At 67.5% G+C, this 24,884-nt stretch carries 24 protein-coding genes; 12 read left to right on the top strand and 12 right to left on the bottom strand.

Features of this window, described 5'->3' with window-relative positions:
- The first annotated feature begins 107 nt into the window (after nt 1-107).
- Genes cyp51 through NS1_RS25715 form a run of 5 tightly spaced genes read left to right on the top strand, consistent with a single transcriptional unit; the run spans nt 108 to nt 5,764 of the window.
- On the top strand, nt 108-1,460 hold the full coding sequence (cyp51, locus tag NS1_RS25735; protein WP_062988511.1) for a lanosterol 14-alpha demethylase: 1,353 nt from the start codon (nt 108-110) through the stop codon (nt 1,458-1,460).
- Nucleotides 1,461-1,479: 19 nt separating this feature from the next.
- The gene (locus tag NS1_RS25730; protein ID WP_062988509.1) at nt 1,480-2,739 is read left to right on the top strand and encodes a cytochrome P450; all 1,260 of its coding nucleotides are present in this window, start codon (nt 1,480-1,482) and stop codon (nt 2,737-2,739) included.
- Nucleotides 2,739-3,983 carry a glycosyltransferase family 4 protein gene (locus NS1_RS25725; protein ID WP_062988507.1) on the top strand — a complete coding sequence of 415 codons (1,245 nt, stop codon included), beginning with the start codon at nt 2,739-2,741 and terminating at the stop codon, nt 3,981-3,983. Before NS1_RS25730 ends, NS1_RS25725 begins: the two co-directional genes overlap by 1 nt.
- A 37-nt stretch (nt 3,984-4,020) precedes the next feature.
- Nucleotides 4,021-4,752, top strand: a complete 732-nt coding sequence (locus tag NS1_RS25720) for a class I SAM-dependent methyltransferase (RefSeq protein WP_062988505.1) — start codon at nt 4,021-4,023, stop codon at nt 4,750-4,752.
- A complete protein-coding gene (locus NS1_RS25715) occupies nt 4,742-5,764 on the top strand; it encodes a prenyltransferase/squalene oxidase repeat-containing protein (protein ID WP_062988503.1) in 1,023 nt (340 codons plus the stop codon). Before NS1_RS25720 ends, NS1_RS25715 begins: the two co-directional genes overlap by 11 nt.
- Before the next feature lie 3 nt (nt 5,765-5,767).
- Here the strand turns inward: NS1_RS25715 and NS1_RS25710 are convergent, their stop codons facing one another.
- The gene (locus NS1_RS25710; protein WP_157125379.1) at nt 5,768-6,424 is read right to left on the bottom strand and encodes a class I SAM-dependent methyltransferase; all 657 of its coding nucleotides are present in this window, start codon (nt 6,422-6,424) and stop codon (nt 5,768-5,770) included.
- Between the two features lie 88 nt (nt 6,425-6,512).
- On the opposite strand from NS1_RS25710, the gene NS1_RS38635 reads away from it, so the two are divergent.
- Nucleotides 6,513-6,659, top strand: a complete 147-nt coding sequence (locus tag NS1_RS38635; RefSeq protein ID WP_063816260.1) for a DUF1059 domain-containing protein — start codon at nt 6,513-6,515, stop codon at nt 6,657-6,659.
- Nucleotides 6,660-6,664: 5 nt separating this feature from the next.
- On the opposite strand, the gene NS1_RS25705 is transcribed toward NS1_RS38635, so the two are convergent.
- The 9 genes from NS1_RS25705 to NS1_RS25665 are packed head-to-tail and all read right to left on the bottom strand — an operon-like array spanning nt 6,665 to nt 15,179.
- Nucleotides 6,665-7,240, bottom strand: a complete 576-nt coding sequence (locus tag NS1_RS25705) for a hypothetical protein (RefSeq protein ID WP_062988501.1) — start codon at nt 7,238-7,240, stop codon at nt 6,665-6,667.
- An 18-nt stretch (nt 7,241-7,258) separates the two neighbouring features.
- Nucleotides 7,259-8,215, bottom strand: coding sequence for an MlaD family protein (locus tag NS1_RS25700; protein ID WP_062988499.1), 957 nt, complete (start codon nt 8,213-8,215; stop codon nt 7,259-7,261).
- Nucleotides 8,212-9,276 carry an MlaD family protein gene (locus NS1_RS25695; protein WP_062988497.1) on the bottom strand — a complete coding sequence of 355 codons (1,065 nt, stop codon included), beginning with the start codon at nt 9,274-9,276 and terminating at the stop codon, nt 8,212-8,214. The genes NS1_RS25700 and NS1_RS25695 overlap by 4 nt, the downstream gene beginning before the upstream one ends.
- Nucleotides 9,273-10,379, bottom strand: a complete 1,107-nt coding sequence (locus tag NS1_RS25690) for an MlaD family protein (protein WP_062988565.1) — start codon at nt 10,377-10,379, stop codon at nt 9,273-9,275. The genes NS1_RS25695 and NS1_RS25690 overlap by 4 nt, the downstream gene beginning before the upstream one ends.
- On the bottom strand, nt 10,379-11,383 hold the full coding sequence (locus tag NS1_RS25685) for an MlaD family protein (RefSeq protein WP_255284686.1): 1,005 nt from the start codon (nt 11,381-11,383) through the stop codon (nt 10,379-10,381). The genes NS1_RS25690 and NS1_RS25685 overlap by 1 nt, the downstream gene beginning before the upstream one ends.
- Nucleotides 11,371-12,369: an MlaD family protein gene (locus tag NS1_RS25680; RefSeq protein WP_062988495.1), complete on the bottom strand. Its 999-nt coding sequence runs from the start codon at nt 12,367-12,369 to the stop codon at nt 11,371-11,373. Before NS1_RS25680 ends, NS1_RS25685 begins: the two co-directional genes overlap by 13 nt.
- Entirely contained in the window at nt 12,369-13,412 is a 1,044-nt protein-coding gene (locus NS1_RS25675) for an MlaD family protein (RefSeq protein ID WP_062988493.1), read from the bottom strand. The genes NS1_RS25680 and NS1_RS25675 overlap by 1 nt, the downstream gene beginning before the upstream one ends.
- A 4-nt stretch (nt 13,413-13,416) precedes the next feature.
- Nucleotides 13,417-14,280, bottom strand: a complete 864-nt coding sequence (locus NS1_RS25670) for an ABC transporter permease (RefSeq protein WP_062988490.1) — start codon at nt 14,278-14,280, stop codon at nt 13,417-13,419.
- Nucleotides 14,280-15,179, bottom strand: coding sequence for an ABC transporter permease (locus tag NS1_RS25665; protein WP_084504409.1), 900 nt, complete (start codon nt 15,177-15,179; stop codon nt 14,280-14,282). The genes NS1_RS25670 and NS1_RS25665 overlap by 1 nt, the downstream gene beginning before the upstream one ends.
- Before the next feature lie 232 nt (nt 15,180-15,411).
- Between NS1_RS25665 and NS1_RS25660 the strand changes: the two genes are divergently transcribed.
- The 6 genes from NS1_RS25660 to NS1_RS25635 are packed head-to-tail and all read left to right on the top strand — an operon-like array spanning nt 15,412 to nt 21,068.
- On the top strand, nt 15,412-16,617 hold the full coding sequence (locus NS1_RS25660) for a cytochrome P450 (protein WP_062988488.1): 1,206 nt from the start codon (nt 15,412-15,414) through the stop codon (nt 16,615-16,617).
- Complete coding sequence (locus NS1_RS25655; protein ID WP_062988485.1) at nt 16,617-17,414, top strand: SDR family oxidoreductase; 798 nt, start codon at nt 16,617-16,619, stop codon at nt 17,412-17,414. Before NS1_RS25660 ends, NS1_RS25655 begins: the two co-directional genes overlap by 1 nt.
- On the top strand, nt 17,411-17,638 hold the full coding sequence (locus tag NS1_RS25650) for a ferredoxin (protein ID WP_062988483.1): 228 nt from the start codon (nt 17,411-17,413) through the stop codon (nt 17,636-17,638). The genes NS1_RS25655 and NS1_RS25650 overlap by 4 nt, the downstream gene beginning before the upstream one ends.
- Nucleotides 17,638-18,189: a hypothetical protein gene (locus NS1_RS25645; protein ID WP_062988481.1), complete on the top strand. Its 552-nt coding sequence runs from the start codon at nt 17,638-17,640 to the stop codon at nt 18,187-18,189. The genes NS1_RS25650 and NS1_RS25645 overlap by 1 nt, the downstream gene beginning before the upstream one ends.
- Before the next feature lie 5 nt (nt 18,190-18,194).
- On the top strand, nt 18,195-19,433 hold the full coding sequence (locus NS1_RS25640) for a hypothetical protein (protein ID WP_174562678.1): 1,239 nt from the start codon (nt 18,195-18,197) through the stop codon (nt 19,431-19,433).
- A gap of 24 nt (nt 19,434-19,457) precedes the next feature.
- Nucleotides 19,458-21,068: an acyl-CoA synthetase gene (locus NS1_RS25635; RefSeq protein WP_062988476.1), complete on the top strand. Its 1,611-nt coding sequence runs from the start codon at nt 19,458-19,460 to the stop codon at nt 21,066-21,068.
- Between the two features lie 69 nt (nt 21,069-21,137).
- On the opposite strand, the gene ligA is transcribed toward NS1_RS25635, so the two are convergent.
- Nucleotides 21,138-23,129: an NAD-dependent DNA ligase LigA gene (gene ligA / locus NS1_RS25630; protein WP_062988474.1), complete on the bottom strand. Its 1,992-nt coding sequence runs from the start codon at nt 23,127-23,129 to the stop codon at nt 21,138-21,140.
- A gap of 58 nt (nt 23,130-23,187) precedes the next feature.
- Nucleotides 23,188-24,840: a bifunctional 3'-5' exonuclease/DNA polymerase gene (locus NS1_RS25625; protein WP_062988472.1), complete on the bottom strand. Its 1,653-nt coding sequence runs from the start codon at nt 24,838-24,840 to the stop codon at nt 23,188-23,190.
- Nucleotides 24,841-24,884 lie beyond the last annotated feature (44 nt).

Raw genomic sequence — 24,884 nt, 5'->3', positions numbered from 1 at the left:
CGCGCTGGATTCGGGCCGATCGAGCCTTGTCGCAGGCTCGCCACCGTAGTACTGTCCAGACACATGTCCATCAAGTGTCTGGACAGTATTCCGGGAAGGACGTTCCAATGACGCTGGTCAAACCGCAGCGCGTATCCGGAGGCGAAGAGGAACACGGGCACCTCGCCGAGTTCCGCACCGACCCGATCGCGCTGATGCGCCGCGTACGAGCCGAGTGCGGCGATGTCGGGGCCTTCGAACTCGCGGGACGCGATGTCGTCCTGTTGTCCGGCGCCGAAGCCAATGAATTCTTCTTCCGCGCCGGCGACGACGATCTCGATCAAGCCGCGGCCTACCCGTTCATGAAGCCGATCTTCGGCGAGGGCGTCGTCTTCGACGCACCACCGGAACGCCGCAAGGAGATGCTGCACAATTCGGCACTGCGCGCGGACCACATGCGTGGGCACGCGGGCACCATCGCCCACGAGGTGGACCAGATGGTCGCCCAGTGGGACGACGAGGGCGAGATCGACCTGCTCGAGTTCTTCGCCGAGCTGACCATCTACACCTCTTCCGCCTGTCTGATCGGCGTGAAGTTCCGCAATCAGCTCGACGGGCGCTTCGCGCACCTTTATCACGAACTCGAGCAGGGCACCGACGCCCTGGCCTATGTCGATCCGTACGCGCCGATCGAGAGCTTCACCCGGCGCGACGCGGCGCGTGTCGCCCTGGTCGAGCTGGTGCAGGCGATCATGGATCAGCGGGAGGCGAATCCGCCCGAGGGCAAAGACGACCGCGACATGCTCGATGTCCTCATCTCGGTGAAGGACGAGAACGGGGCACTGCGGTTCTCGGCCAGCGAGATCACCGGCATCTTCATCTCGATGATGTTCGCGGGCCACCACACCACCTCGGGCACAGCGGCCTGGACGATCATCGAGCTGCTGCGGCATCCCGAGACGATGGCCGGTGTGGTCACCGAACTCGACAATCTGTACGCGGATGGCGCCGATGTCAGTCACCATGCGTTGCGCCAGATTCCGAATCTGGAGGCCGCGCTCAAGGAGTCGCTGCGGTTGCATCCGCCGCTGATCGTGCTCATGCGGGTGGCGCGCGCGGAGTTCGAGGTGTGCGGACATCAGATCGCCCCGGGCGACATGGTCGCGGCCACGCCCGCCATCTCCAACCGGATTCCGGAGGACTTCCCCGACCCCGACGCCTTCGATCCCGCGCGCTACCTCGATCCGCGCCAGGAAGACATCCTCAACCGATGGACCTGGATTCCGTTCGGCGCGGGCAAGCATCGCTGCGTCGGCGCTCCGTTCGCACTCATGCAGCTCAAGGCGATCTTCTCGATTCTGCTGCGGGACTGGGAGTTCGAACTCGCCCAGCCATCGGACACCTACCGCAACGATCACTCGAAGATGGTGGTGCAGCTCGAGCAACCCTGCCGCGTCCGTTACCGCCGCAGGCAGCGCTGAGCGCGGGCGGAGAATCACTGTGACAGCGTCGTCCATTCCCAGCGGATTCGATTTCACCGATCCGGCCCTGTGGGAATCCCGCAACCCCGTCCAGGAATTCGCCGAGCTGCGCCGCACCGCCCCGGTCTGGTGGAACGCCCAGACCGACCCGCAGTCGGGCGGGTTCCGCGACGGCGGCTACTGGGTCATCAGCAAGCACGAGGACATCAAGGAGATCTCACGCAATCCCGAGCTGTTCTCCTCCCAGCGCAAGGGTTCGGTCATCCGGCTGCCCGGTGAGGTGACTCCCGAGCAGATCGAACTCACCGGCGCTCTGCTACTGAATATGGATCCGCCCAAGCACACCAAGATCCGCCGCATCATCTCCAAGGGGTTCACACCGCGCGCGGTCGAGGGGTTGCGCGCGGCATTGACCGAACGGGCGGCGGCGATCGTGCACGCGGCGCGGGAGGCGGGCGGCGGTGACTTCGTCGAACAGGTGGCGTGTGAGCTTCCGCTGCAAGCCATCGCCGAACTGGTCGGTGTCCCCCAGCAGGACCGCCGCAAGCTGTTCGACTGGTCGAACCAGATGCTCAACTACGACGATCCGGAGTACGGCGACGCGACCACGACCGACGCCTCGTCGACCGCGGCGATGGAGATCCTCGGCTACGCCTGGAACATGGCCGAACAGCGGCGCGCCGAACCGGCCGACGACATCGTCAGCACACTGGTGCACGCCGATCTCGACGGGGAGGCGCTGGGCTCCGACGAGTTCGGATTCTTCGTGATCCTGCTGGCCGTGGCGGGCAACGAGACCACCCGCAACGCCATCACCCACGGCATGAAGGCGTTCATCGACAATCCGGATCAGTGGGAGCTCTACAAACGGGAACGCCCACGGACCGCGATCGACGAGATCGTGCGATGGGCGACCCCGGTGACGGTCTTCCAGCGCACCGCGACCGCCGACACCGAGCTCGGCGGGCAACTCATCCGCGCTGGTGATCGCATCGGATTGTTCTACAGCTCAGCCAATTTCGACGAGGACGCCTTCGAGCGCCCGTTCAGCTTCGACATCCTGCGCGACCCCAATCCGCACTTGGCCTTCGGCGGCACCGGCACCCACTTCTGTGTCGGCGCCAACCTGGCCCGGCTCGAGATCGAGCTGATCTTCAACGCCATCGCCGACGTGATGCCCGATCTGTCCCAGGTATCGGAGCCGCAGCGGCTACGGTCTGGGTGGATCAACGGCATCAAACACTGGCAGGTCAGCTACGAGTCAGGAGAACGGGACTGATGAGGATCGCACTGCTGTCCTACCGGAGCAAGCCGCACTGCGGCGGACAGGGAGTGTATGTCCGGTACCTGAGCCAGGGGCTCGTCGAGCTCGGCCACGAGGTCGAGGTGTTCTCCGGCCAGCCCTATCCCGAGGATCTCGATCCGCGGGTGCGTCTCACCGAGGTGCCGAGTCTGGACCTCTACCGCGACGAAGACCCCTTTCGCACACCGCATCCGCGCGAGATCCGCGATCGCATCGATCTGCTCGAGCTCGCCACGATGTGGACGGCGGGGTTCCCCGAACCGCGCACGTTCAGCCTGCGCGTCGCACGGCTATTGGCCTCGCGCGCACAGGATTTCGATGTCGTGCACGACAATCAGTGCCTCGGCTACGGTCTGCTCGACATCGCCGAGCAGCTGCCGCTGGTGGCGACCGTGCACCATCCGATCACGCGCGACCGCGCGGTCGATCTGGCCGCGACGCCGTGGCGGCGCAAGCTGTTCGTGCGCCGCTGGTACGGGTTCCTCGGCATGCAACAGCGAGTCGCACAGCAGATTCCGGACCTGATCACGGTGTCGTCGTCTTCGGCCGCGGATATCGCCGAAGACTTCGGCGTGCGGCCGGGACAGCTGCATACCGTTCCCCTCGGCGTGGACACCGAGCTGTTCCGGCCACGCGAGACACCGCGGGTGCGTGGGCGGATCGTCGCGGTCGCCAGCGCCGACAAGCCGCTCAAGGGCATCGCACACCTGCTGAAAGCTGTGGCTCGGCTGCGCAATACCTGCGATGTCGAGCTCCGGCTCGTCGCGAAGCTGGAACCGAACGGCCCCACCGAGAAGCTGATCGCCGAACTCGGCATCGCCGATATCGTCACCCCGGTCAGCGGAATGAGCGACGAGCAGTTGGCCGAACTGCTGGCCTCCGCGGAGCTCGCCTGCATTCCGTCGATGTACGAGGGGTTTTCGCTCCCCGCGGTCGAGGCGATGGCCAGCGGCACGCCGCTGGTCGCCAGCCGAGCGGGCGCGCTGCCCGAGGTCGTCGGCGAGTGCGCCGAACTGGTCGAGCCGGGCGATGTGGACGCGCTGACCCGGGTGCTCGGCGAACTGCTCGCCGACCCCGCCCGGCGCGGGCTCCTCGGCGCGGCGGGTCGTGTTCGCGTTCTCGAGCTGTTCAGCTGGTCGGCCGTCGCCGCGCAGACGGTCGCGATCTACGACCAGGCGATCACCCGCCGCTCCCCCACCCCGCCGGGCACCGCCCGATGACGACACCGCCCGACCCTGTGCAGCACCTGGAGGCCTCATGTTGACCGTCGATTTCGACCGCTTGGGCGTCGGTCCCGGATCACGGGTGATCGACATCGGCTGCGGCGCGGGCAGACATTCCTTCGAGGCCTACCGCCGCGGAGCCGACATCGTCGCGTTCGACCAGAACGCCGCCGACCTGGCCGATGTAGACATCATGTTCGAGGCCATGGCCGCGGCAGGCGAGGCACCGGAGTACGCCAAGGCCGAGACCGTGCGCGGCGACGCGCTCGATCTGCCCTACGGCAACGAGGAATTCGACGTGGTCATCGCCTCGGAGATCCTCGAGCACGTCCCGCAGGACACGCAGGCGATCGCCGAACTGGCGCGGGTGGTCAAACCCGGTGGCACGCTGGCGGTCACGGTGCCGCGCTGGCTGCCCGAACGCATCTGCTGGGCGCTCTCGGACGAGTACCACGCCAACGAGGGCGGCCACGTGCGCATCTATCGCGCCGACGAGCTGCGCGACAAGATCACCGCGCGCGGTCTGCGCTACCACCACCAGGACTTCGCGCACGCGCTGCACACACCCTTCTGGTGGCTCAAATGCGCTGTCGGCGTGCGCAATGACAAGCACCCACTGGTGAGCGCCTATCACCGCATGCTGGTGTGGGACATGATGTCGGCGCCCGCCGTGACGCGCACGGCCGAACGTGTGTTGAATCCGCTGGTCGGCAAGTCCGTCGCGCTCTACTTCACGAAACCGGCGGTGCGCGGCGATGCCCGTTGAGCTACCGGCCCTTCCCGGGGTCCTCTCCGCGCGGGATATCCGGCGGACCGCCGAATCCATCGCCGCCGCACAGGAACCCGATGGCGCGATTCCCTGGTTCAGCGGCGGTCACACCGATCCGTGGGACCACATCGAGTCCGCGATGGCACTGACCGTGGCCGGCCTGTGGGACGAGGCCCGCGAGGCCTACATCTGGTCGGCGAAATCGCAACGCTCCGACGGCTCGTGGCCGATGCAGGTGCGCGGTGGCGTGATCGAGAATCACGACGCCGACACCAATTTCTGCGCCTACCTGGCCACCGGCGTCCTGCACGCCCTGTCGGTCACCGGCGATACCGGCTTCGCCGCCGAGCTGTGGCCGACGGTTCGCGCCGGTATCGACTTCGTGCTCGGCCTCCAGCTGGGCGCGCACGGCGAGATCCATTGGTCGGCAAACGAATCCGGGTCCTCCGGCGAAGCCTTGCTGACCGGCTGCTCCAGCATCTTCCACAGCCTCGGCTGTGCGGTGACGCTCGCCGAGCGGGTAGGCGATCCACGCCCGGACTGGGCGGTGGCCCGCGACCGGCTCGGTCACGCCCTGCGCCATCGTCCGGACGCCTTCCTGGACAAGAGCCGCTACTCCATGGACTGGTACTACCCCGTCCTCGGCGGCGCGGTGCGCGGCGTCGCGGCCACGGAGCTGATAGCTCGGCGCTGGAACGAATTCGTCGTCGGCGACCTCGGGATCCGCTGCGTCTCCGACGCACCGTGGGTCACCGGCGCGGAGACCTGTGAACTGGTGCTCGCCCTGGACGCCATCGGCGACACCGCTGCCGCCGCCACACTGTTCGCCAATATGCAGCATCTGCGCGAACTCGACGGTTCCTATTGGACCGGACTGGTTTTCACCGATGGCAAGCGCTGGCCGGAAGAACGCACCACGTGGACCGGGGCGGCTGTCGTGCTGGCCGCCGACGCCCTCAGCCGCACCACCGCGGGCAACGGCATCTTCCGCGACGCGCTCCCCCGCTGAGACTCAGCCGCAGGCGGCGGTGCGCTGCAAGATGCGCAGCGAACCGGTGACCGAGAGTTCGCTGAACTTGCCGCTGTCGAGTGCCCGGCGATAGATGTTGAACGGCGCGCGGCCGCCATCGGCGGGGTCGGGGAAGACGTCGTGGATGGCGAGCAGCCCGCCGCCCGCCACCCAGGGCACCCAGTTGTCGTAGTCGCGCTGCGCGGCTTCCTCGGTGTGGCCGCCGTCGACGAACAGCATCCGCAACGGGGTGCGCCAGATGCGCGCGGCGGCGGTGGACGAGCCGATGATCGCGGTCACCGTGTCGGTGAGCTCCGCCCGAATCATGGTGCGCCGGAACGTGGTCACGGTGTCGAAGACGCCGGTCTCCGGGTCGACCAGGGTGGTGTCGTGGTACTCCCAGCCCGGCTGGTGTTCCTCGGAGCCGCGGTGGTGGTCGACGGTGAACACGGCGGCGCCGGTCTCGCGGGCGGCGGCGCCGAGATAGACGGTCGACTTGCCGCAATAGGTGCCGATCTCCATGATGATTCCGTCGCCCGCGTACGCGTGAGCGGCAGCGTAGAGCGCGTGTCCCTCGTCCGGCGGCATGAATCCGGTGACCTGTTCGGCGAGTGCGAACAGTTCGCTGGTACCGGCGGAGATTTCGTCCAGAGCTGCCATGCGAGCCACGCTAACATATGAACTGGAATACAATCCGGACTACTGTCCGGAAACCTGCTCGGATAGTCGGAACCAAAGGAGAACACCGATGAAGACTCGTCTGAACTGCCCCTGCGGCGTCGCCATCAAGGGCACCGACGAAGACGACCTGATCAAGCAGACCCAGGCGCACCTGGCCGAAAACCACCCCGGACACGACTACACCCCCGACGAGATCCTCTTCATCGCCTACTGAGTCGGCTATTTGGTCGGCAGCGCGTTCTGCAGGCCACCCACCTCGGTGATCTGCCAGTCGGCATTGCGGTCGACAGTGAGCGAGTAGGTGACGGTGGTCCGCGTTCCGTCGGGTGTCTGGGCGCTGGTGGAGACCACATCGAGGTAGGCGTTGACCTTGTAGATGCCACCGGTTTCCGAGGTCACGGTCGCCGAGAGCGGGGTCGCCTTCGACGTCCACTGCAGCGGCAGCAGGATCTGCTCCAATTGCGGTGCGGTGGCGTCGAATTTCGCGGCCAGTTGCGGGGTGGTGCCGGTTCGCAGTCGGGTGAACCACGCCCGCACGTCGCGGTAGTCGATGGTGGACGCGCCGACCCCGTAGTCCGAGGCGATCTGTTCGACGTGCCGGGCGTCGGCGTCGCGTGCGTCGCGATCGGCGATCGTCGCCTCGGCCGAGAAGTACAGCGACGCGAAGGTGACCACCGCGGCGACGAGGACCGCGATCGTGGCGGTGCTCAGCACGGTCGACAGTCGCAGGGAAACGGTGCGCGGCGGCTGCTCGGCGGCCTCGGTGGTGGTGGCTTCTTCGGTCGCTGTGCTCATGGTCCGTCCTTCGTTCGACTACTTGACGCCGATGCGCAATTGCACTGTGCCGTCGGCGTCCACGCTCTGCAGGGCTTGCTCGATCAGGGTGCTGATGTCGATGGCGGGTGTGCGGTTCACCGCATCGGTGACCACCGGACCCAGCACCTGTCCCAGCGGGGCGATGCTGGGCCCGATCTCGTTGATCAGGGTGGTGAGCTCGGCCAGGAACGGCACGAGGCCGTCGCCGGTGAAGTACGAGGGCACCGGGCGGCTCTCGACGAGCTCCGATCCCGATTCGACGATCGCGTTCAGCGTCACGCCGAACTCGCCGAACAGCGGACCCGCCGTGCCGAGCGAGGGCCCTAGCCATTCCATGTTGCCGCCGAGGGCTTGCACATCGGCGAACAGTTGCCGAACGGCCTCGGTGCGGCTGAGCAGAGTGGCCGCGAGCAGGGTCGATGACCGCTGCAGGGTCTGCATCGCCGTGTCCGTCCCGGCGAGCGCCCGGTCGAAGGTGTCGACCAGGTTCGCGATCGCCTCGGGATGGATCTGCTCGAGCAGCTCGACCAGTCGGGCCGACAGGGCTGTGATGGTCATCGGCAGGTGGATCCGGTCGGCCGCGACGACTTGGCCGTCCTCGAGATACGGGCCGGCCCCCGATTCCGGCGCGAAGGCGATATACGGCTCGCCGAGGGCCGAGAGCTGCTCGATCCGGACGTCGCTGGACACCGGGATTCGGTAGCGGCTGTCGATCCGCAGCCGAACGAGCACCCCGCCCGCCTGCTTGCGCACCGACTCGGTGCGCCCGACCTGCACACCGGCGAGCAGGACAGGCGAATTCGGCGCGAGCCCGCCCGAGTTGTCCAGCCGCATGTCGGCGGTGATGTAGCTCAGTCGCGGGTCCAGCCGCAGCACCCCGAGCGACATGTACCCGACACCGAGAACCAGGACCGCCGCGATCGCGGAGAGCGACACTGCCGCACGGACATTCATCGTAGGAGTCCGATCATCCGCAGGGTGTCGACGATGCGGGCCGTGTGCTCGTCGGCAGTGATCGGGCCGGTCGACGGCCCGAGGGTGACATCGACCAGGTCGACCTTCGGACCGTGCATGGCGAAGGGAACGAGATCGGTGTTGATCAGGTCGATGAGCGCCTTCATGTTCGACGGTGAATCGGCGTCGAGCGGGCGGCTGCCCAGCAGCATGGGCACCAGGGCGCGGGTGGTGTCATCCAAGGAGGACAGCAGTGGGCCGAGCCACTGCGCACTCGGCGCGACCGGGCCGAGCGCGGTCAGCACGAAGATGACCCGGATCTGCGCGTTCACCGCATCGGTGGTGTGTTGGACGCCGTAGGGGGTGAGCAGTTCGTCGAGAATCGGCAGGTTCTGCTGCATGCCCTCCTCGACGGTGGCCTCCAAGCCGTCGAGCAGGGCGTCGACCGAGTGCAGGTGGTCGCCGAGGTCGGTGATGTCGGCGCCGAGAAGGCCTGCGAGACGGGCGGTGTCGCGCGGATCGTCGGGGAACACGCCGTTCATGGTGCGCACGATGGATTGGAAGTCGGTCACCGCGCCGCTGCCGATGAAGGTGGACAGCCCGGCCAGGATGTCCTCGATCGGGGGCGACTGGGTGGTGTCCGCGAGTGGGATGGTCGCGCCCGCCGTCAGCTCGCCGGTCCTCGCGGGCACCGGTTCGGTCAGCGCGATGTGGACGTCGCCGAGCGGAGTCTCCTGGCGGAGTTCGGCGGTAGTGCCGACCGAGAGCCGAACCGACTGCGCGATGGCGACGTCGGCGATGGCGTAGCCCGGCACGGCCCTACGGTCCGGTGTGGCGGCGACCGGATCGACGAGGGTGACCCCGGTGAGTATGCCGACCCGGACACCGGCCGCGATCACCTTGGCGCCCTGCGGGAGATTGAGCACATCGGCGAACTCGATCCGCAGCTGATACGTCGGTCCGTCGACGCCCGAACCCGGTACCGGCAGGTCGGCGGGTTGGAAGCCGCAGCCGGTGGCGGCGAGCAGCACTGTGAACAGGAGCAGGGCAACTCGTCTCATCGTGCGCTCACCGCCCCGAGCAGCAGGGGCAGGGCAGGAATCGTCATCGCACCGCTTTCGGTCGCCTGGCAGGGCTGTCCGGTAATGACCTGTACGGCCGCACAGACCTGGGCCGTGTCTTGCTGGGCGAGTACGAGTTTCGGTGGCGCGTAGCCGATGGTCAGCGCTCCGCCGGCCGGGTCGACAGCGCCGGCGAAGCCGCTCGCGACGGCCGGGGCCATGGCGATGACATCGGCGAGCGAGCCGACGCCCGCCGCGATCATGCGCGAAAGATCCGGCACGGAATTCAACGCACGCAGCGCGGGCGACCCGAACATCACGATCACGTCGTTGAGCTGGGGCAGCAGGTCGGCGAGCGCGGCGACGATCTCGATGATCGGCGGGAACGCGATGGTGACGATGTCGTTGAACGTCTGTGGCAGCCCGCTCACCGTGGTCTCCACCTGCGACCAGCCGCTGCGGGCTCGGTGGGCGAGCTCGGTGAGCGCGTCGAGCAGTTGACCGATGTGGCCGATCGCCGCGTCGGGTGCGACCAGCGCTCTGCTCAACGCGGCAATGATCTCGTTGATCTGATCACCGGTCCCCGCTGTCGCGCGATCGAGCGCATCGACTCCGGCCCCGACGGCGGTGCGCTGCTGACCGGTTTCGCCCGCACCGTTGAGCTGGTCGGCGAGCCCGGCGAGCGCGTCGAAGGTCTGCGTCAGGCTTTTGGGAGTCAGCGTCTTGGTGATGCACGCGCTCGAATTCCAGCCCGGCCCAGCGGGTTCGGCCCCGATCAGGGCCAGCCGCCGGTCGGCGATCAAGGTGTCGCTGACGGTCACCGCTCCGACATCGGTCGGCAGCTTGCGATCGGCGCGGACGGTGAACTCGACGCGCGCCACCGCACCCTCGATGCTGATCTCGGTGACGCTCCCGACCTGCACCCCCATGACCGTGACCGCGCTGCCTTCATACAGCCCGATACTGTCCGGCATGTCGGCGCAGTAGCTACGCATCGGCGGATTCGGCGAGCTCAGCCGCAGGCCGATCGCACCGGCCAGGACGAGCGCCACGACGACCACGGCCGACATCAGCCCGCGCGATCCCAGGATCTTGTTCAGCATCAACAACCACCTCCCGGCAGCGGCACGCACACGGCGGGGAGTTGGATGGTCGCGCCGGACTGGTCGACACTCACCCCACCGCCCGCCGGCATCAGCGGGAGCAGTCGCTGTTCGAACGCGCGCACGGCATCCAGCAGGGCGCCCAGCCGCCCGCCGAGCTGCTCGAGCGCGGGGATGGCATCGGCGAGCGGCTGGGCGCGCTCTTTGATCGACGTGTCCCACGCCCGTCCGAGCGGCGTGAGATCCTGCAGGATCACTGCGAGGTCGTACAGGGATTCGGCAACCTGCACCTTGTTGGTCTGGATGATCTGTTCGAGCGTGCCGAGGGTGATGATCAGATCCGCCAGCACATCGGCGTTCGCGTCGAGCGCGGTCAGGTATTCGTCGGCGATGGACAGGGCACGGGAGATGTCGGCGTTCTGCTGGTCCAGGATCGCGACCACGTCACCGGCGGCGCGCACCGTCGACCGCACGGCGTCCGGGCTCTTGTCGATCGCGGTGGACAGTGCGGCGAGGTCTTGGCGGAAGACGCTCCCGTCGATCCGGCGGACCGGCTCCACGGCGTCCTGGAAAGCCTTGGTCAGGTTGTAGGGCACGATGACTCGCTCCATCGGGATCACCGCGGCGCCGAGCGGTTTCGTGCCGGCGGGCAGGACGGCCAGGTAGTAGCCGCCGACGAAGGTGAGCATCCGAATATCGAGGGTGGTCTGATCGCCCAGGAACGCGTCCTCGGCGACGGTGAATTCCATCCTGACCCGATCGGGCAGCAGGGTCAGCGCGGTCACCTTCCCGACGGGTATCCCCGCGAGCCGCACGTCGTCGCCGGTGCGGACCGAGCCCGCCTGGGCCATCTCGGCGGAATACGTGCGCTCGGCGGTCGTTCCGGTGACATAGACCGCGCCGATCGCGACCAGCAAGAGCACAGCGGCGCACATTCCCGCTATCCCCCAGCGCAATTCGCCTGCCCGCGGATCGGCGGCGCGTCCGCGCGCTATCGGTGACACAGCACGATCCCCTGTCCGGCGATGAGTACTTGCAGAGGTTGGGGCGCCGTGGCGGCACCGCGCGAGCAGGTGAGGTCGGGCCCGGTGGGTGGAATGGCCTGTGTCATCGCCTGGATGAGGCCGGGCATGCTCTCGAATGCGGCCACCGCGTCATACGGATCAGGGAATGCCCTGCGCAGCGCTACATCGAGGTCCCCGTCGGGCTCCCCGGTGACCCCGAAGATGGTCAGCATGCTCCGAAGTGGTTGCAGTACACCGGGTATGCCGTTCGCGAAGTCGACGAGTCCGGGCAGCTTCTCGGTGATGGTGATGAACAGGTTGGTCAGATTGGTCAGCAGGGTCATCGCATTGCCGGACTTCCCGCCGAGATGATCGGCCACCTGGGCGAGGTTGCCCACCAGCGTCGACAGCACCGCCTGCCGATCGGAGGCATAGCGGCTGAGCTTGTCGATGGCGCCCAGCGCCTGCCCGACACCGGTCCCGTCGCCCTGGACCACCGCGAGAATGCTGGTCGCGAACTGGTTGAGATCATCGGGCGAGAGTTCGGCCAGCACCGGCTGTAGTCCTTTGAACAGTCGGGTGATGTCGAAGTCGGGCACCGTCTCCGCGGTGCCGAAAACCGATGCCGGATCACGCTGTCCCGCAGGCTGTTCAGGCTGCTCGATGTCCAGATACCGGAAGCCGGTGAGGTTCTGGTAGCGGATGGCGATGACGGTGTTGGTGAACACCGGCCGATCCCTGCTGACGATAAAAGTCACGCGAGCGAGCGCGCCGTCGAGTTCGGACGCACGCACCTTGCCGACCTGAACGCCGTAGAGGCGTACGTCGTCGCCGGCACGCAGGCCGTTCGCATCGGTGAACAGTGCTGTGTAGGTGTCGGTTTCGCCGTCGATCGGTCTCTCGATCACGCGCAGGACGCCCACCAGCACCAGACCCATCAGCAGGACCGCAGCGGCTACGCGCAACAGCAGGGAACGTGTCGTCATCAGCGCACGCCCCCGAGTATCGAGGCCAGCGGCGCCGCCAGACCGGGCACCACATCCAGTTCGACCCCGGCGGTGAGCACCGGGCCGTCGGGTGTGTCGCGAAAGGCGGTGTCGAGGCGAGTGAGTAGTTCGCTCAGCTGCTGCGCCGAACGGTGCGGGTCGCTGACCGACGCGGCAAGGCGGTCGAGGACAAGGCTGATCATGGGCAAGATTCCACCGAAATACTGTTGGGACGTGCTGAGCAGTTGGGTCACCGTCGGCAGCAGTTGGTATTGGATGCCTTCGAACATCTGGCCGAAGCGTTGGAGTTGGTCGGGTACCGCCAGGTACTTGTTCGTGTACTCCGCGTTCAGCAGCGTCAGTCCGCCGGTCAGCATCGGCGGCAGCCCGGTCAGCGCCGAACCGAACTGTTCGAACAGCATCGACGGCGGGAGTTGCCGGGTCTCGGCATAGGAGCGGGCGGTCGTGCCGATCGCCTGCAGCAGTGGCGTGAAGGCCGTGAGGTCGCGCGAGATCGTGCTGAGCAGTTCGACGAGTTTCGGTGTCAGCACCTCGTCGGTGAGCTGTCCCGTCGATTTCAGCAAGGCCGAGAGCGTGGCATCGTGGACTCGATCAGCTTCGCGATCGGTCAGGTCGACCGTGGAGCCGTCGACCAGCTCCGCACCGCCCGCTGTCGAGTGCAGTTCGATGGCGCTGATGCCGAAGAGGTTTCCCGGCGCGTAGTCGACGGTCAGGGCATTCGTCAGGCCGAACAGCTGAGAACCACTCAGCGCCAGCTCGATTCGCTGCTCGCCGCGGCCCGCGAAGTCGATCGCGGCGACCGAGCCGACGCGCACGCCGTCGAGCCGGACATCGGTGCCCTCCCCGACGCCCTCGCCGACCTGGCCGACCAGCAGTGCGACCTGGATCTGGTCGTCGGGCTCGTTGTCGGGCACCACCCGCCACACGAGCACGCCGACCAGCGTGAGCACGACGGCGAGAGTGCCGAGAATGCGGGCACGCAGTGGCCCGACTTCGGTACCCGGCAGAGCATAGGCAGGCATGGCATCACCCGGTGAACGTGACGGGGGATTGGAATCCCCACAGCAGAATGGTGGCGACCATGTCGAGCGCGATGATCGCCACCAGGCTCGCCCGAATGGCGCGCCCGGAACCGATCCCCACGCCCTCGGGACCGCCCGTGGCGAAAAAGCCCTGATAGCAATGGATCAGCACGACAGCGACCGCGAACACCATCACTTTGACAGTCGCGGCGAAGACATCCCAGCCGACCACGAACTGCTCGAAGTAGTGGTTGTACGTTCCGGCCGGCGTCCCGTGGATCGTCGTGACGATGAAGGCACAGGAGAAGTAACTCAGGATCAGCGCGACCACGAATGCCGGTGCGACGGCGAAGATCCCGGCGATGACCCGGGTCGTCACGACGAACGGCACCGACCGGATACCGAGTGATTCGAGTGCGTCGATTTCCTCGGAGATGCGCATGGAGCCGATCTCGGCGGTCATTCGGCACCCGGCCTGCGCCGCGAATCCGATCCCCGCCGCGATCGGCGCGAGCTCGCGGGTCACCCCGAAGGCCGAGATGAGTCCGCTGAGTTGACCAAGCGACAACAGGTCGAGCGCGCTGAACGCCTCGATGCCGATGGAGGCGCCCATGGCCGCGCCGAGCAACAGCATCAGCGGCACCACGCCACCGCCGATGATCACCGAGCCGCGGCCCCAGGTCATGTCCGTCACCATCGTGATCGTCTGACGGCGGTAGTGCACGAGCGTGTAGGGCACCGACGAGAGCACCTGCCAGCAGAAGCCGAGCACGAACCCGATCGACTCGATCGGGCCGAACGGACGAATGCCACGACGGCGCAGCCAGCCGATCCACCGCAGCGCGGTGGGATAATAGGGCGCGCTCATCAGGCCATCCTCACCGGGAAGAACATCGTGACGACCTGGGTGATCACGGTGTTCAGCACAACGGCCGCGGCGATCGACATCACCACGGCCGCATTGACCCCGTCGGCGACACCGCGTGGTCCGCCCTTGGCTTCCAACCCGCGTTGACAGGCGATCACGACGACCAGGAAGCCGAAGATCAGGGCCTTGACCAGCGATACCCACACGTCGATCGAGGTGGTGAAGGCGCCGAAGGACTGCCAGTAACTGCCCGGGGTGACGTTCAACGCCGACACCGCGACCAGGAAGCCCGAGCCGACGCCGATGAAGATGATGAGGATATTGAGCAGCGGCGCAACCAACATCATGGCCGCGATACGTGGCACGACCAGGCGTTGCACCGGGTCGATGCCCATCACCCGCAGTGCGTCGACCTCCTCACGGACGGTCCGTGCGCCCAGGTCGGCCGCGATCGCGGCGGCGCCCGCCCCACCCAGCAGCATCGCGGTGGCCATCGGGGCACCCTGTTTGATGACGCCGAGTCCGCCCGCCGCACCGATCATCGAATCGGCCCCGAGTTCGGACACGATATTGCCGACTTGCGCGGAAACGATGACGCCGAAGGGAATGGCCATCAAAATACTCGGTACCGCGGTGACCCTGATCAGAAACCAGGCTTGCGTGAGCGTTTCGTGTACCTGGAATCGCCCACGAATAGCGTCGATCACACCGATGTAGCTCGCTGCCGCGCCGATACGCAAAGCCCGGCCCAGAGTCGCGACACTCGAAAGGACAGTGTCGGAGAAGTTTCGACGAATTATCTGCCCGGCACCGGCCTGTTCCCCGTCCTGCACATCTGTGTCGCTCGCGTCCGTCGCACCACCGTTGACCGGTGCAACTTCGTCGTCTACCCGTGCCATGGCGGTGACGGTACCATATGATTTGGACCACATTCCAGACACCGGTCCAGATATTTGACCGGCCCGAAACTCGGCCACCACCAGCCGGTCAGCCCCCGCAAGACCCCTGAAAGCGTTGTGCCGAACTCGTGTCGATGGTACCGTCCAGACACATGTCCAGCTACCTGTCTCCCTCGGGGTTGTCCGCCCCCGCCACCGAAGGGGACGATCTATCGAAACCGGGGTATTCGCGATGACCAGCGCCACAGTGGAGCCCGTGACTTTCGATCCGTATGACTACGGATTCCACGAAGACCCGTACCCGACTTACCACCGATTGCGCACCGAGGCGCCGCTTTACCACAATCCGGAGCTCGATTTCTGGGCACTTTCCCGGCATTCCGATGTACTCGCGGCATTTCGGGACAGCAATCGGCTTTCCAGCGCCAATGGCGTCTCCCTGGATCCGGCGGCCTGGGGCCCGCATGCCCATCGGGTGATGTCGTTCCTGGCAATGGACGATCCGCGACATATGCGGATGCGCAGGCTCGTTTTCAAGGGTTTCACCCCGAAACGCGTAGCCGAGATGGAAGTACGGATCCGGGAGATCACCCTCGAGCATCTCGAGCCGGCGCTCGCGCGTGGCAGCTTCGACTGGATCGACGAGGTCGCGGGCAAGCTGCCGATGGACGTCATCTCCGAATTGATGGGCGTACCCGAGCCCGATCGCGCCGAGATCCGCCGCTTGGCCGATCTGGTGGTGCACCGCGAAGAGGGCGTGCTCGATGTGCCCGTCGACGCGATCGACGCCTCGATCCGGCTGTTCGGCTATTACGCCGACATGGTCGCCCAGCGCCGCGCCGCACCCAGCGACGATCTCACCTCGGCGCTGCTCGATGCCGAGATCGATGACGACACCCTCACCGACGAGGAGATCATCGGCTTCATGTTCCTGATGGTCGTCGCCGGAAACGAGACCACCACCAAGCTTTTGGGTAATGCGCTCTACTGGGCCGGCGCCAACCCCGCGGAGTACGCCAAGGTCGTCGCCGAGCCGGAGCTGGTCAGCGACTGGGTGGAGGAAACCCTGCGCTACGACACCTCCAGCCAGATCGTGGCCCGCACCGCGGCGGTCGACCTCGAATACCACGGCGGCACCATTCCGGCGGGCGCGAAGGTGCTGTTGCTGATCGGCTCGGCCAACCGCGATCCGGCGGCCTTCGACGACGGTGACAGCTACGTCATCGACCGCAGCAGCAGCTCCGCGCTAGCCAGTTTCGGTGCGGGCGTGCACTTCTGCCTCGGCGCGCATCTGGCCCGACTGGAGGCCACCATCGTGCTCGGCGAATTCGCCTCGCGGGTCTCGGCTTTCGACGTCGCCGACGGCGGCATCGCCCGAGTGCACTCCACGAATGTCCGTGGCTTCGCCAAACTCCCCATCACAGTAGAGGTCAGCTAGTGCCCCGATTCGAACCCCATCCCGACCGCAGGCCCGTGCTGATAGCCGGCGCCTCCTCCGGCATCGGCGCCGCGAGCGCCGTCGCGCTGGCCCAGCTCGGGCATCCGGTGACGCTGGGCGCGCGTCGAGTCGAGTTGTGCGAGGAGATCGCCGCCAAGATCCGCGCCGACGGCGGCGAGGCATACGCGCACCGGCTCGACGTCACCGACGCCGCGTCCGTGGACGAGTTCGTGACGGCCGCCGAGCGCACGCACGGTCCCACCGAGATCCTCGTCTCCGGTGCGGGCGATATCGAATTCTCGCTGGTGGGCGAGATGGACCCGGAGCGATTCCTGTTCCAGGTGCAGGTCCACCTCGTCGGCGCCCAACGCCTCATCCACCGGGTGCTGCCAGGAATGACAGCGCGGCGGCGCGGCGATCTGGTCGTGATCAGCTCCGATTGCGCCGACAATCCACGGCCGCGCTCCGGCGCCTACAGCGCCGCGAAGAACGGCCTCGAAGCGATGGTCGGCCAGCTGCGCATGGAATTGGAAGGCAGCGGCATTCGCGCGTCACTGGTACGGCCGGGCCCGACCCTGACCGGAATGGGCATGGATTCGACCCCCGAGATCGTCGGGCCGGTGCTGCGGGACTGGAAGGACTGGGGCTTGGCCCGCCATCCCTACATGCTGCGGCCGCAGCATCTCGCCGACGCGGTGGCGACGGTGGTCTCCGTCCCGCGCGGGGTCCACATGGTGCTGGTCGAGGTGCAGCCCGAGGCGCCCCTGCGGCCGGTGCCGGACGGAGGCGCGTCATGAGAATCGTGGTCGATCTGGATCTGTGCCAGGGACACGGGGTCTGCCAGGACGAGGCGCCCGCGGTTTTCACTGTGCCCAAACGCGGCCTGGTCGAGATCGTGGACGCCACCCCCGGCGACGCGCAACGCACGGCCGTCGAGGCCGCGATCCGCTACTGCCCCACCCAAGCTCTGTCGATCGCCGACGGTGGCGAATCCGACTCCTCCGTGAAAGGCACAGACTGATGGCAAGTTTCGAGCGGGCCGAACTCGACGAGATGGTTCGGCGCTGGGTCGTGGAGAACCAGCGGTGCGAGGAGAAGGGCGACTGGAAGCCCCTCGCCGAGATGTACACGGTGGATGCGACCTACGGCTGGAACTACGGTCCCAAGCAGGAGTTCATGTCCGTCGGTCGCGACGAGATCCGCGACTACGCCCTCGGTCAGGAGATGCTCGGCCTCGAGGGCTGGACCTATCCGTACCAGGAGTTCGTCATCGACGAGCGCAGCGGCACCGTGATCGGCTTCTGGAAGCAGATCAACGAGGGCAAGCGCGCCGACGGCCGCCACTACTCCCCCGAGGGCATCGGCGGCAGCTGGTTCCGCTACGGCGGCGACTTCCAATGGTCCTGGCAGCGTGACTTCTTCGACTTCGGCAACGTCTCGGCGATGTTCCTCGACATGATCACCGACAACGCGCTGTCGCCGGGCATGCACAAGCGCATCGAACGCTCCGTCTCGCGTGACCCGCTGCCCGGCTGGTACCGCGTCGGCGAATCACCGGCTTCCCTGTGGTGAGCCCGATGAGCAGCTACGCCGGGCTGTCCCGGCACCAACTGGCCGCGCTGGTCCCCGAACTGTTGCTGTGCGGTCACCTCATCGATCGATCCGGGATGGCGCACACCATCGCCGCCTTCGGCCGGGAGGGGATGACGGCGGTGGCCATCGAGGAGTGGCAGCTGGCCAGCCCGATCTACACCCGCCGGATGCAGCGGGCCCTTCGCTTCACCGGCGACAGCGTCGAGACCATCTTCAAGGGGCTGCAACTCGATATCGGCGCGCCGCCGCAGTTCATGGACTTCCGGTTCCGGGTCGACGACCACGATCACGGCGAGTTCTGGCTCGATCACTGTGGCGCGCTGGCCGATGTCGAGCCGATGGGCGAGGAATTCGTGGTGGCGATGTGCCACGACATCGAGGACCCCACCTTCGACGCGACAGCGCTGGCCACCAATCCGCACGCCCAGGTTCGGCCGGTGCACCGCCCACCGCGCCGGCCCGCCGACCGCACCCCGGTGTGCGCGTGGACAGTGGTCATCGATCCCGCGCACGTCCCGCCCTCGGTGCCGCGCAATGCCGCGCTCCTCGCGAATTCCGTTGCCGCGGGGCTGGAGTTGGCCGAGATCGATCCCGGCGACGAGGGCATGGCCGACTACACCGGGCCCCTGCTGAGCGATCTGCGGTTCGCCGATTTCTCCCATGCGGCCCTGCGTCGGATGGCCGATGAGATCTGCCTGCAGCAGCATCTGCTGACCCTCGGGTTCATGGTCGCCATCAACGAACGCTCCGACACCGAGACCGCTCTCGGGATCGGGCGCAAGCAGTTCGCCGGGATCGCCGGACTGACCTCCGAGCGCATTCGTCGATGCCTGGCCCTCGGCGACGATCCGCACGCGCTTGCCACGGTCCTGCGCCTGCATCCGGCGCTGAACCCGGTGAACTACACCGGAGTCGACATCGCGGTGCTGGCCTCCGGTGTGCGCCTGCGCTTCCCGCACGTCAGTGGGGCTCGAACCGACGGGGCCTGGCCTTCGATGCTGACACCCGAAGACCTGCGTCCCCTCGATGCCCTGGTCCGCGGGGTCAACCCACGCTTCGTCGCCCGCGTCACGGCGACGGACCAGCACGGCTGGACCGTCGACATCGACCTGGCCGAGCAACCGTTCCGAGAAGCATCCGAGGTCGCGGTGACCCGCTTCAGTACCGGTGCGGGCTTCTCCTTCACCGACCGCGGAAAACCCCTGCCACTCACCGTCGTGTGAGAGATCGTCAAGAGATGGACTGACATGGCCAACAACTTCGCCGACCTGTTCGAACACTCCGTCGACGCCATGCCCGATCGCATCGCCCTCATTCAGCGCGATCGTCGAGTGACCTTCCGGGAGCTCGATATTCGGGCCAACCGCCTGGCCAATCAGTTGGCCGAGTCGGGCGTCGGCCGCGGCACGCACATCGGCTTCCAGATGCACAACAGCATCGAGACCATGGAGACGCTGCTCGCCTGCTTCAAGCTGGCCGCCGTGCCGATCAACATCAACTACCGGTACGGCCCGACCGAGCTGGCCTACGTCTACGGCAACGCCGACCTCGAGGTGCTGATCTACCACGCCTGTTACGGCGAGACCGTCCGTGCGGCCCTCGAGGCCACACCGACTGTGCGCCAATCGATCTGCGTCGACGACGACCGTGATGTCGGTGTACCGGGCGCGGGCGCGGTCCTGTACGAGCAGCTCGTCGCGGCGGGAGACCCGGTCCGGCCCTCGGTCACTCGCACCGCGGACGACCTGTTCATGATGTACACCGGCGGCACCACCGGCATGCCGAAAGGCGTCATGTGGCGTCAGGAAGACATGTGGCGTGTGCTCGGCGGCGGGGTCGACTTCTACAGCGGTGAACCGGTGCGCGACGAGTATCAGCAGTCCGAGACCGGCGCCAAGGGCGTGCCGGCCATCTGGTTCGTGCTCCCGCCGCTGATCCACGCCGCGGCGATGATGCCGACGTTCAACGCACTCTGGTCGGGGAATACGGTGCTGTTCGAGCCGCGCTTCGACCCGGCGCGGGTGTGGCAGTCCGTTGCCACGCACCAGCCGCACGTCATGGTCATCACCGGCGACGCGATGGCTCGCCCGCTCATCGACACCTTCGTCGAAGCACCGGTGGACGCCTCCTCGCTGCTCGTGATCGCCTCGGGGGCCGCGCTGCTGTCGCAGCCGGTGAAGAACGCACTGCTGGAGCAGTTTCCGACGTCGATGGTGTCGGACTCGATCGGCTCGTCCGAAACCGGTTTCGGCGGTATCGGTTTCGCGCAGAAGGACGACGATCCGGCGCGCGGACCTCGGGTGCAGACCGGGCGCGGCGCGGTGGTCGTCGACGAGGACGGGCGGCCCGTCGCTCCCGGCGAGGAGGGCTGGCTGGCCAAGACCGGCGCGGTTCCGCTCGGCTACTACAACGACCCCGAGCGCACCGCCCGGCTGTTCAAGACGGTGGACGGCGCCCGCATCGTGGTCACCGACGACCGCGCCCGCGCCGAGTCCGACGGCTCCATCACCCTGATCGGCCGCGGCAACATGGTGATCAACACCGGAGGCGAGAAGGTGTTCCCCGAGGAGGTCGAGGCCGTGGTGAAATCCCACGACGCGATCTACGACGCGGTGGTCATCGGCGTCCCGCACGAACGGTGGGGCCAGCAGGTCGCCGCGATCATCTCGATCTCCCCCGACCGCACCCTGGACTTCGATGCCGTGCGTACCCACCTGCGCCCGCACCTCGCCGGGTACAAGATCCCCAAACGCATCTGGATAGCGGAAACGATCTCCCGCTCCCCCAGCGGCAAACCCGACTACCGCTGGGCGAAGGACTACGTCACCGACCGCGCCCCTGACCACCGGACCGATTGAGAAGACGCTGTCGCCACTGCGGTATCCGCTCCCGGACTCGGCGGGTACCGCAGTGGCGCCTTTCGACCGTCAGATGACCTTTGCGTCGATCAGCAACGTCCAGATCTCGCCCTGGTCGACGACCTCGACGCCGAGCTTCTCGGCCTTGGCCAGCTTGCTGTCACCGACCCCGGCGCCGGTGATGAGCATGTCGGTGTTGGCCGAGACCGAGGACGCCGCTGTCGCCCCGGCCTGCTCACAGAGGCGCTGAAAGGTGGGGCGAGCGACCTTTTCGCCGGAGCGTGGGTCGCTGATCGCGCCGGTGATCACCACCGTTTTGCCCTCGAGGGGCGCGCCCGCCGCGATGACCGGCGGCAGGTCCTCTTCGCGCACGTCGAGACTGACGCCGAGTTCTCGTAGGCGGTCCAGTTCCGGACGCAGTCGCGTCAGGTGCGCGACCAGGGAGGCGGCGACCTTCGGGCCGATGTCCTCCACCGCGACCAGTCGTTCCTCGCCCGCGTCGGCGACCTCCTCCAGGGAGCCGAAGCCCGACCGAGCCAGGCGCGCGGCGGTGCCGTCGGAAGCCATCGGAATGGCGAGGCCGATCAGGGCGCGGCGCAGGCCGACCTGACGGCTGGCGTCGATCGAATCGATCATGCGCGCGGCGGAGACCTCGCCGACGCGGTCGAATTCGAGCAGCCGCTCTTTGGTCAGCGTGTAGAAGTCCGACGGACTTTCGAGAATGCCCGCCTCGGCTAGGCGTTCGATCCACACTCCCCCGATGGCGTCGATGTCGGCGGCCGCGCGCGAGGCCCAATGGATCAGCCTGCGCACAGTCTGCGCGGGACAGGAAACGTTGGTACAGAACAGTTCTCGGCTGTTGCCCTGCTCGGTGACCGGCTGACCGCACGAGGGGCACACGGTGGGCGAGATGATGTCGAGTTCCTCGCCCGTGCGCTTGGCCGCGTCGAGCACACCCGCCACGAACGGGATGACATCACCAGCGCGGCGCACCAGCACGGTGTCACCGACCTTGATGTCGCGAGCGCGGATCACCTCTTGGTTCGCCAGCGTCGCCTTCGTGACCGTCGTGCCGCCGACGAACACCGGCTCGAGCCACGCGACGGGGACGATCTTGCCCGTCTTGCCGACATCCCAGATCACCTCGCGCAGCAGCGTGGTCTTCTCCTCGGCGGCGAACTTGAACGCCAGCGCACCCCGCGGGGAGTTCGACCGGGTCCCTGCCGCCGCGTAGGCATCACGGTCGGCCAGGCGTAGTACGGCACCGTCGATGTCGTAGTCGAGATCATTGCGACCCTGCTCGATCTCGGTGATCGCGGCCTGCGCCTGCGCGGCGTCGGCGCACAGGCGCATCTGCGCACCCGCGACGCCGATCGCGCGCAGCCCTTCCCCGAGGTCGTGCGCGGCGTCGTCGGCCGAGGTGTCCAGGTCGAAGCCGAAGAACTGTAGACGCCGCTCGGACACGGTGGCCGGGTCCTTCGCCCGCAGGGTGCCCGCCGCGGCATTGCGCGGGTTGATCAGCGGCTTGTCCGGGTGCGCGGCGTTGTAGGCGAGGAAGGTCGACCGCAGCATCACCGCCTCGCCACGCACCTCGACGCGGCCGGGCAGCTCGATCCGCTCGGGGACGCCGTCGACGAGAGCACGGACCAGTGGGGTCACGTCGTCACCGGTGGTGCCGTCGCCACGGGTGACCGCACGCGCCAGCCGCCCCTTCTCGAAGACCAGGGCCAGCGACAAGCCGTCGAGCTTGGGCATCACGACCACCGACTGACCGGGGAAACGACCGAAGAACGCCTCGACCTGCTCCGGCTTGGTCGCCTTCTCCAGCGACAGCATCGGGCGTGAGTGCCGTACCGGGGCGTGCAGCACGGCGGGCGCACCCACCTGTTCGAGCGGATTCGGGTCCGGTGCGAGGTCGGGATGCGCCTCGATCAGGGCTCGCAGCTCGTCTTCGATCGCGTCGAATTCCGCGTCGGCGACCAGCGGCGCCCCCTGGTAGTAGGCGTCGCGCAGCGCCACGATCCGGTCGGCGAGTTCTTGGATACGTTCCCCTGTTTCCACAGGCAAGACGCTACCGATACCCACCGACAACTGGCGCAGGTGGCGCGCGGCGACCGTCCTACTTGGCGTCGCCGTAGCACTGGACGACCGCGGTGGTGAACGGGAACCGGACCGGCGTCTGCCCGAAGACGATCCGGCCCGCCGCGTCGGCGGCGGCGGCGATCGCTTCGGCCACCGCCGTGGCTTCCTCGGTCGGGCAGTGCACGATCACTTCGTCGTGCTGGAAGAAGACCAGTTCCGCGCGCAGGTCGCGGATCGCGTGCCGGATTCCGGCCAGTACCAACAGGGCCCAGTCGGCGGCGCTGCCCTGCACCACGAAGTTGCGGGTGAAGCGGCCGCGGGCGCGGGCGGCGGAATCGGCGCGGGTGTCGCGGGGCGCGTCCGTGTCGTCGAGCCCGACCGACAACGGCGTGCAGGTGCGACCCAGCCAGGTGCGCACCAGGCGGCCTTCCTCGCCCGCGTGCGCCGCGTCGTCGACGTAGGCCACCGCGGCCGGGTAGCGCCGGCGCAGGCCGGCGAGGTGGGTCAGGGCGTCGCCGGAGGTCTGTCCGTAGATGGCGCCGAGCAGCGCGATCTTGGCTTGGTCTCGATCGCCGCCGAAGCCACGAGCCGCCAGGTCCGCGTAGAGGTCTTCGCCACGGCCTGCCACCTCCATCAGTCCGGGATCACGCGAGATCGCCGCCAGTACCCTCGGCTCCATCTGGTCGGCGTCGGCGACCACCAGCGACCATCCTGGATCGGCCCTGATCGCCTGCCGGATGATCTTCGGAATCTGTAGTGCGCCGCCACCATTGGTGGTCCAGCGCCCCGACACTGTGCCGCCGGGTAGGTACTCGGGCCGGAAGCGGCCGCCGTGCACCCACTGCTCGAGCCAGGACCACCCATGCGCCGTGTACAGCCGGTAGAGCGATTTGTAGGCCAGCAGCGGGGCGACAGCCGGGTGGTCGATCTGCTGGATCTCCCATTTCCTGGTGGAGGACAGCAGGATTCCGGCGCGACCGAAAGCTCTGATGATGTCGGCGGGCAGATCGGGCCGGACTCGTACCCCTGGCCCGAACGCCCGCGACACCTCCTCGGCCAACTCCGCCATCCGCCGCGGTTCGGATCCACCCGGAAAGCGCTCGCCCAGCATCGAATCCAAGAGTTCGCGGTGTACATCGGCGCGCCACGGAATTCCGAGCTGCCCCATGTCGGCAGCGACGAGCATGCCCGCCGATTCGGCGGCGAGCAGCAGCCGCATGCGGTCGGGATGCTCGGCCCGAGCGGTGCGCGCGACCTGTCCGGCATAGACCGCCAGCAAGGCGGTGAACTCGTCGATCCCCGGCGGCAGCGGCACCGGGCCCGAGTCGAACAGCGACGGCTGGGTCTCGGCGGCCCGCGCGGGAGCATCCGGCGGGACAGCCAGGTTGTGCAACCGTGCCCAGCCCGCCGCCAGCGAGCGCGCCTGCCCCGCCTGCCCTTCCTCGTGTCCGATCAGCAGAGACTCCGCCGCCTGGACGTCGTAGCACCGTTCGACCCACACGCCCGCCGCCAGCAGCGCACGGTAGATCTCGGCCGTGGACCGCCATACCCACCGTTCGACGTCAGGACGGCTGCGCACCGCCTCGACGAGCGAGGGCTCGTCGAGGACCGGTCCCGCCGGGTGACCGTCCTGATCGAGCGGACACAACCGAGCGCCGCCGTCGCCCGTCTCCGCTATCGCCCATCTCACCTGCCGGAGTCTGGCACCGGGGTACGACAATCAGCGGCAACCGC

It is taken from the genome of Nocardia salmonicida NBRC 13393 (assembly GCF_001613085.1).
GTDB classification, from domain to species: domain Bacteria; phylum Actinomycetota; class Actinomycetes; order Mycobacteriales; family Mycobacteriaceae; genus Nocardia; species Nocardia salmonicida.
The sequence above is the reverse complement of the archived record's forward strand: the minus strand, read 5'-3'. Positions and strand labels throughout refer to the sequence as shown.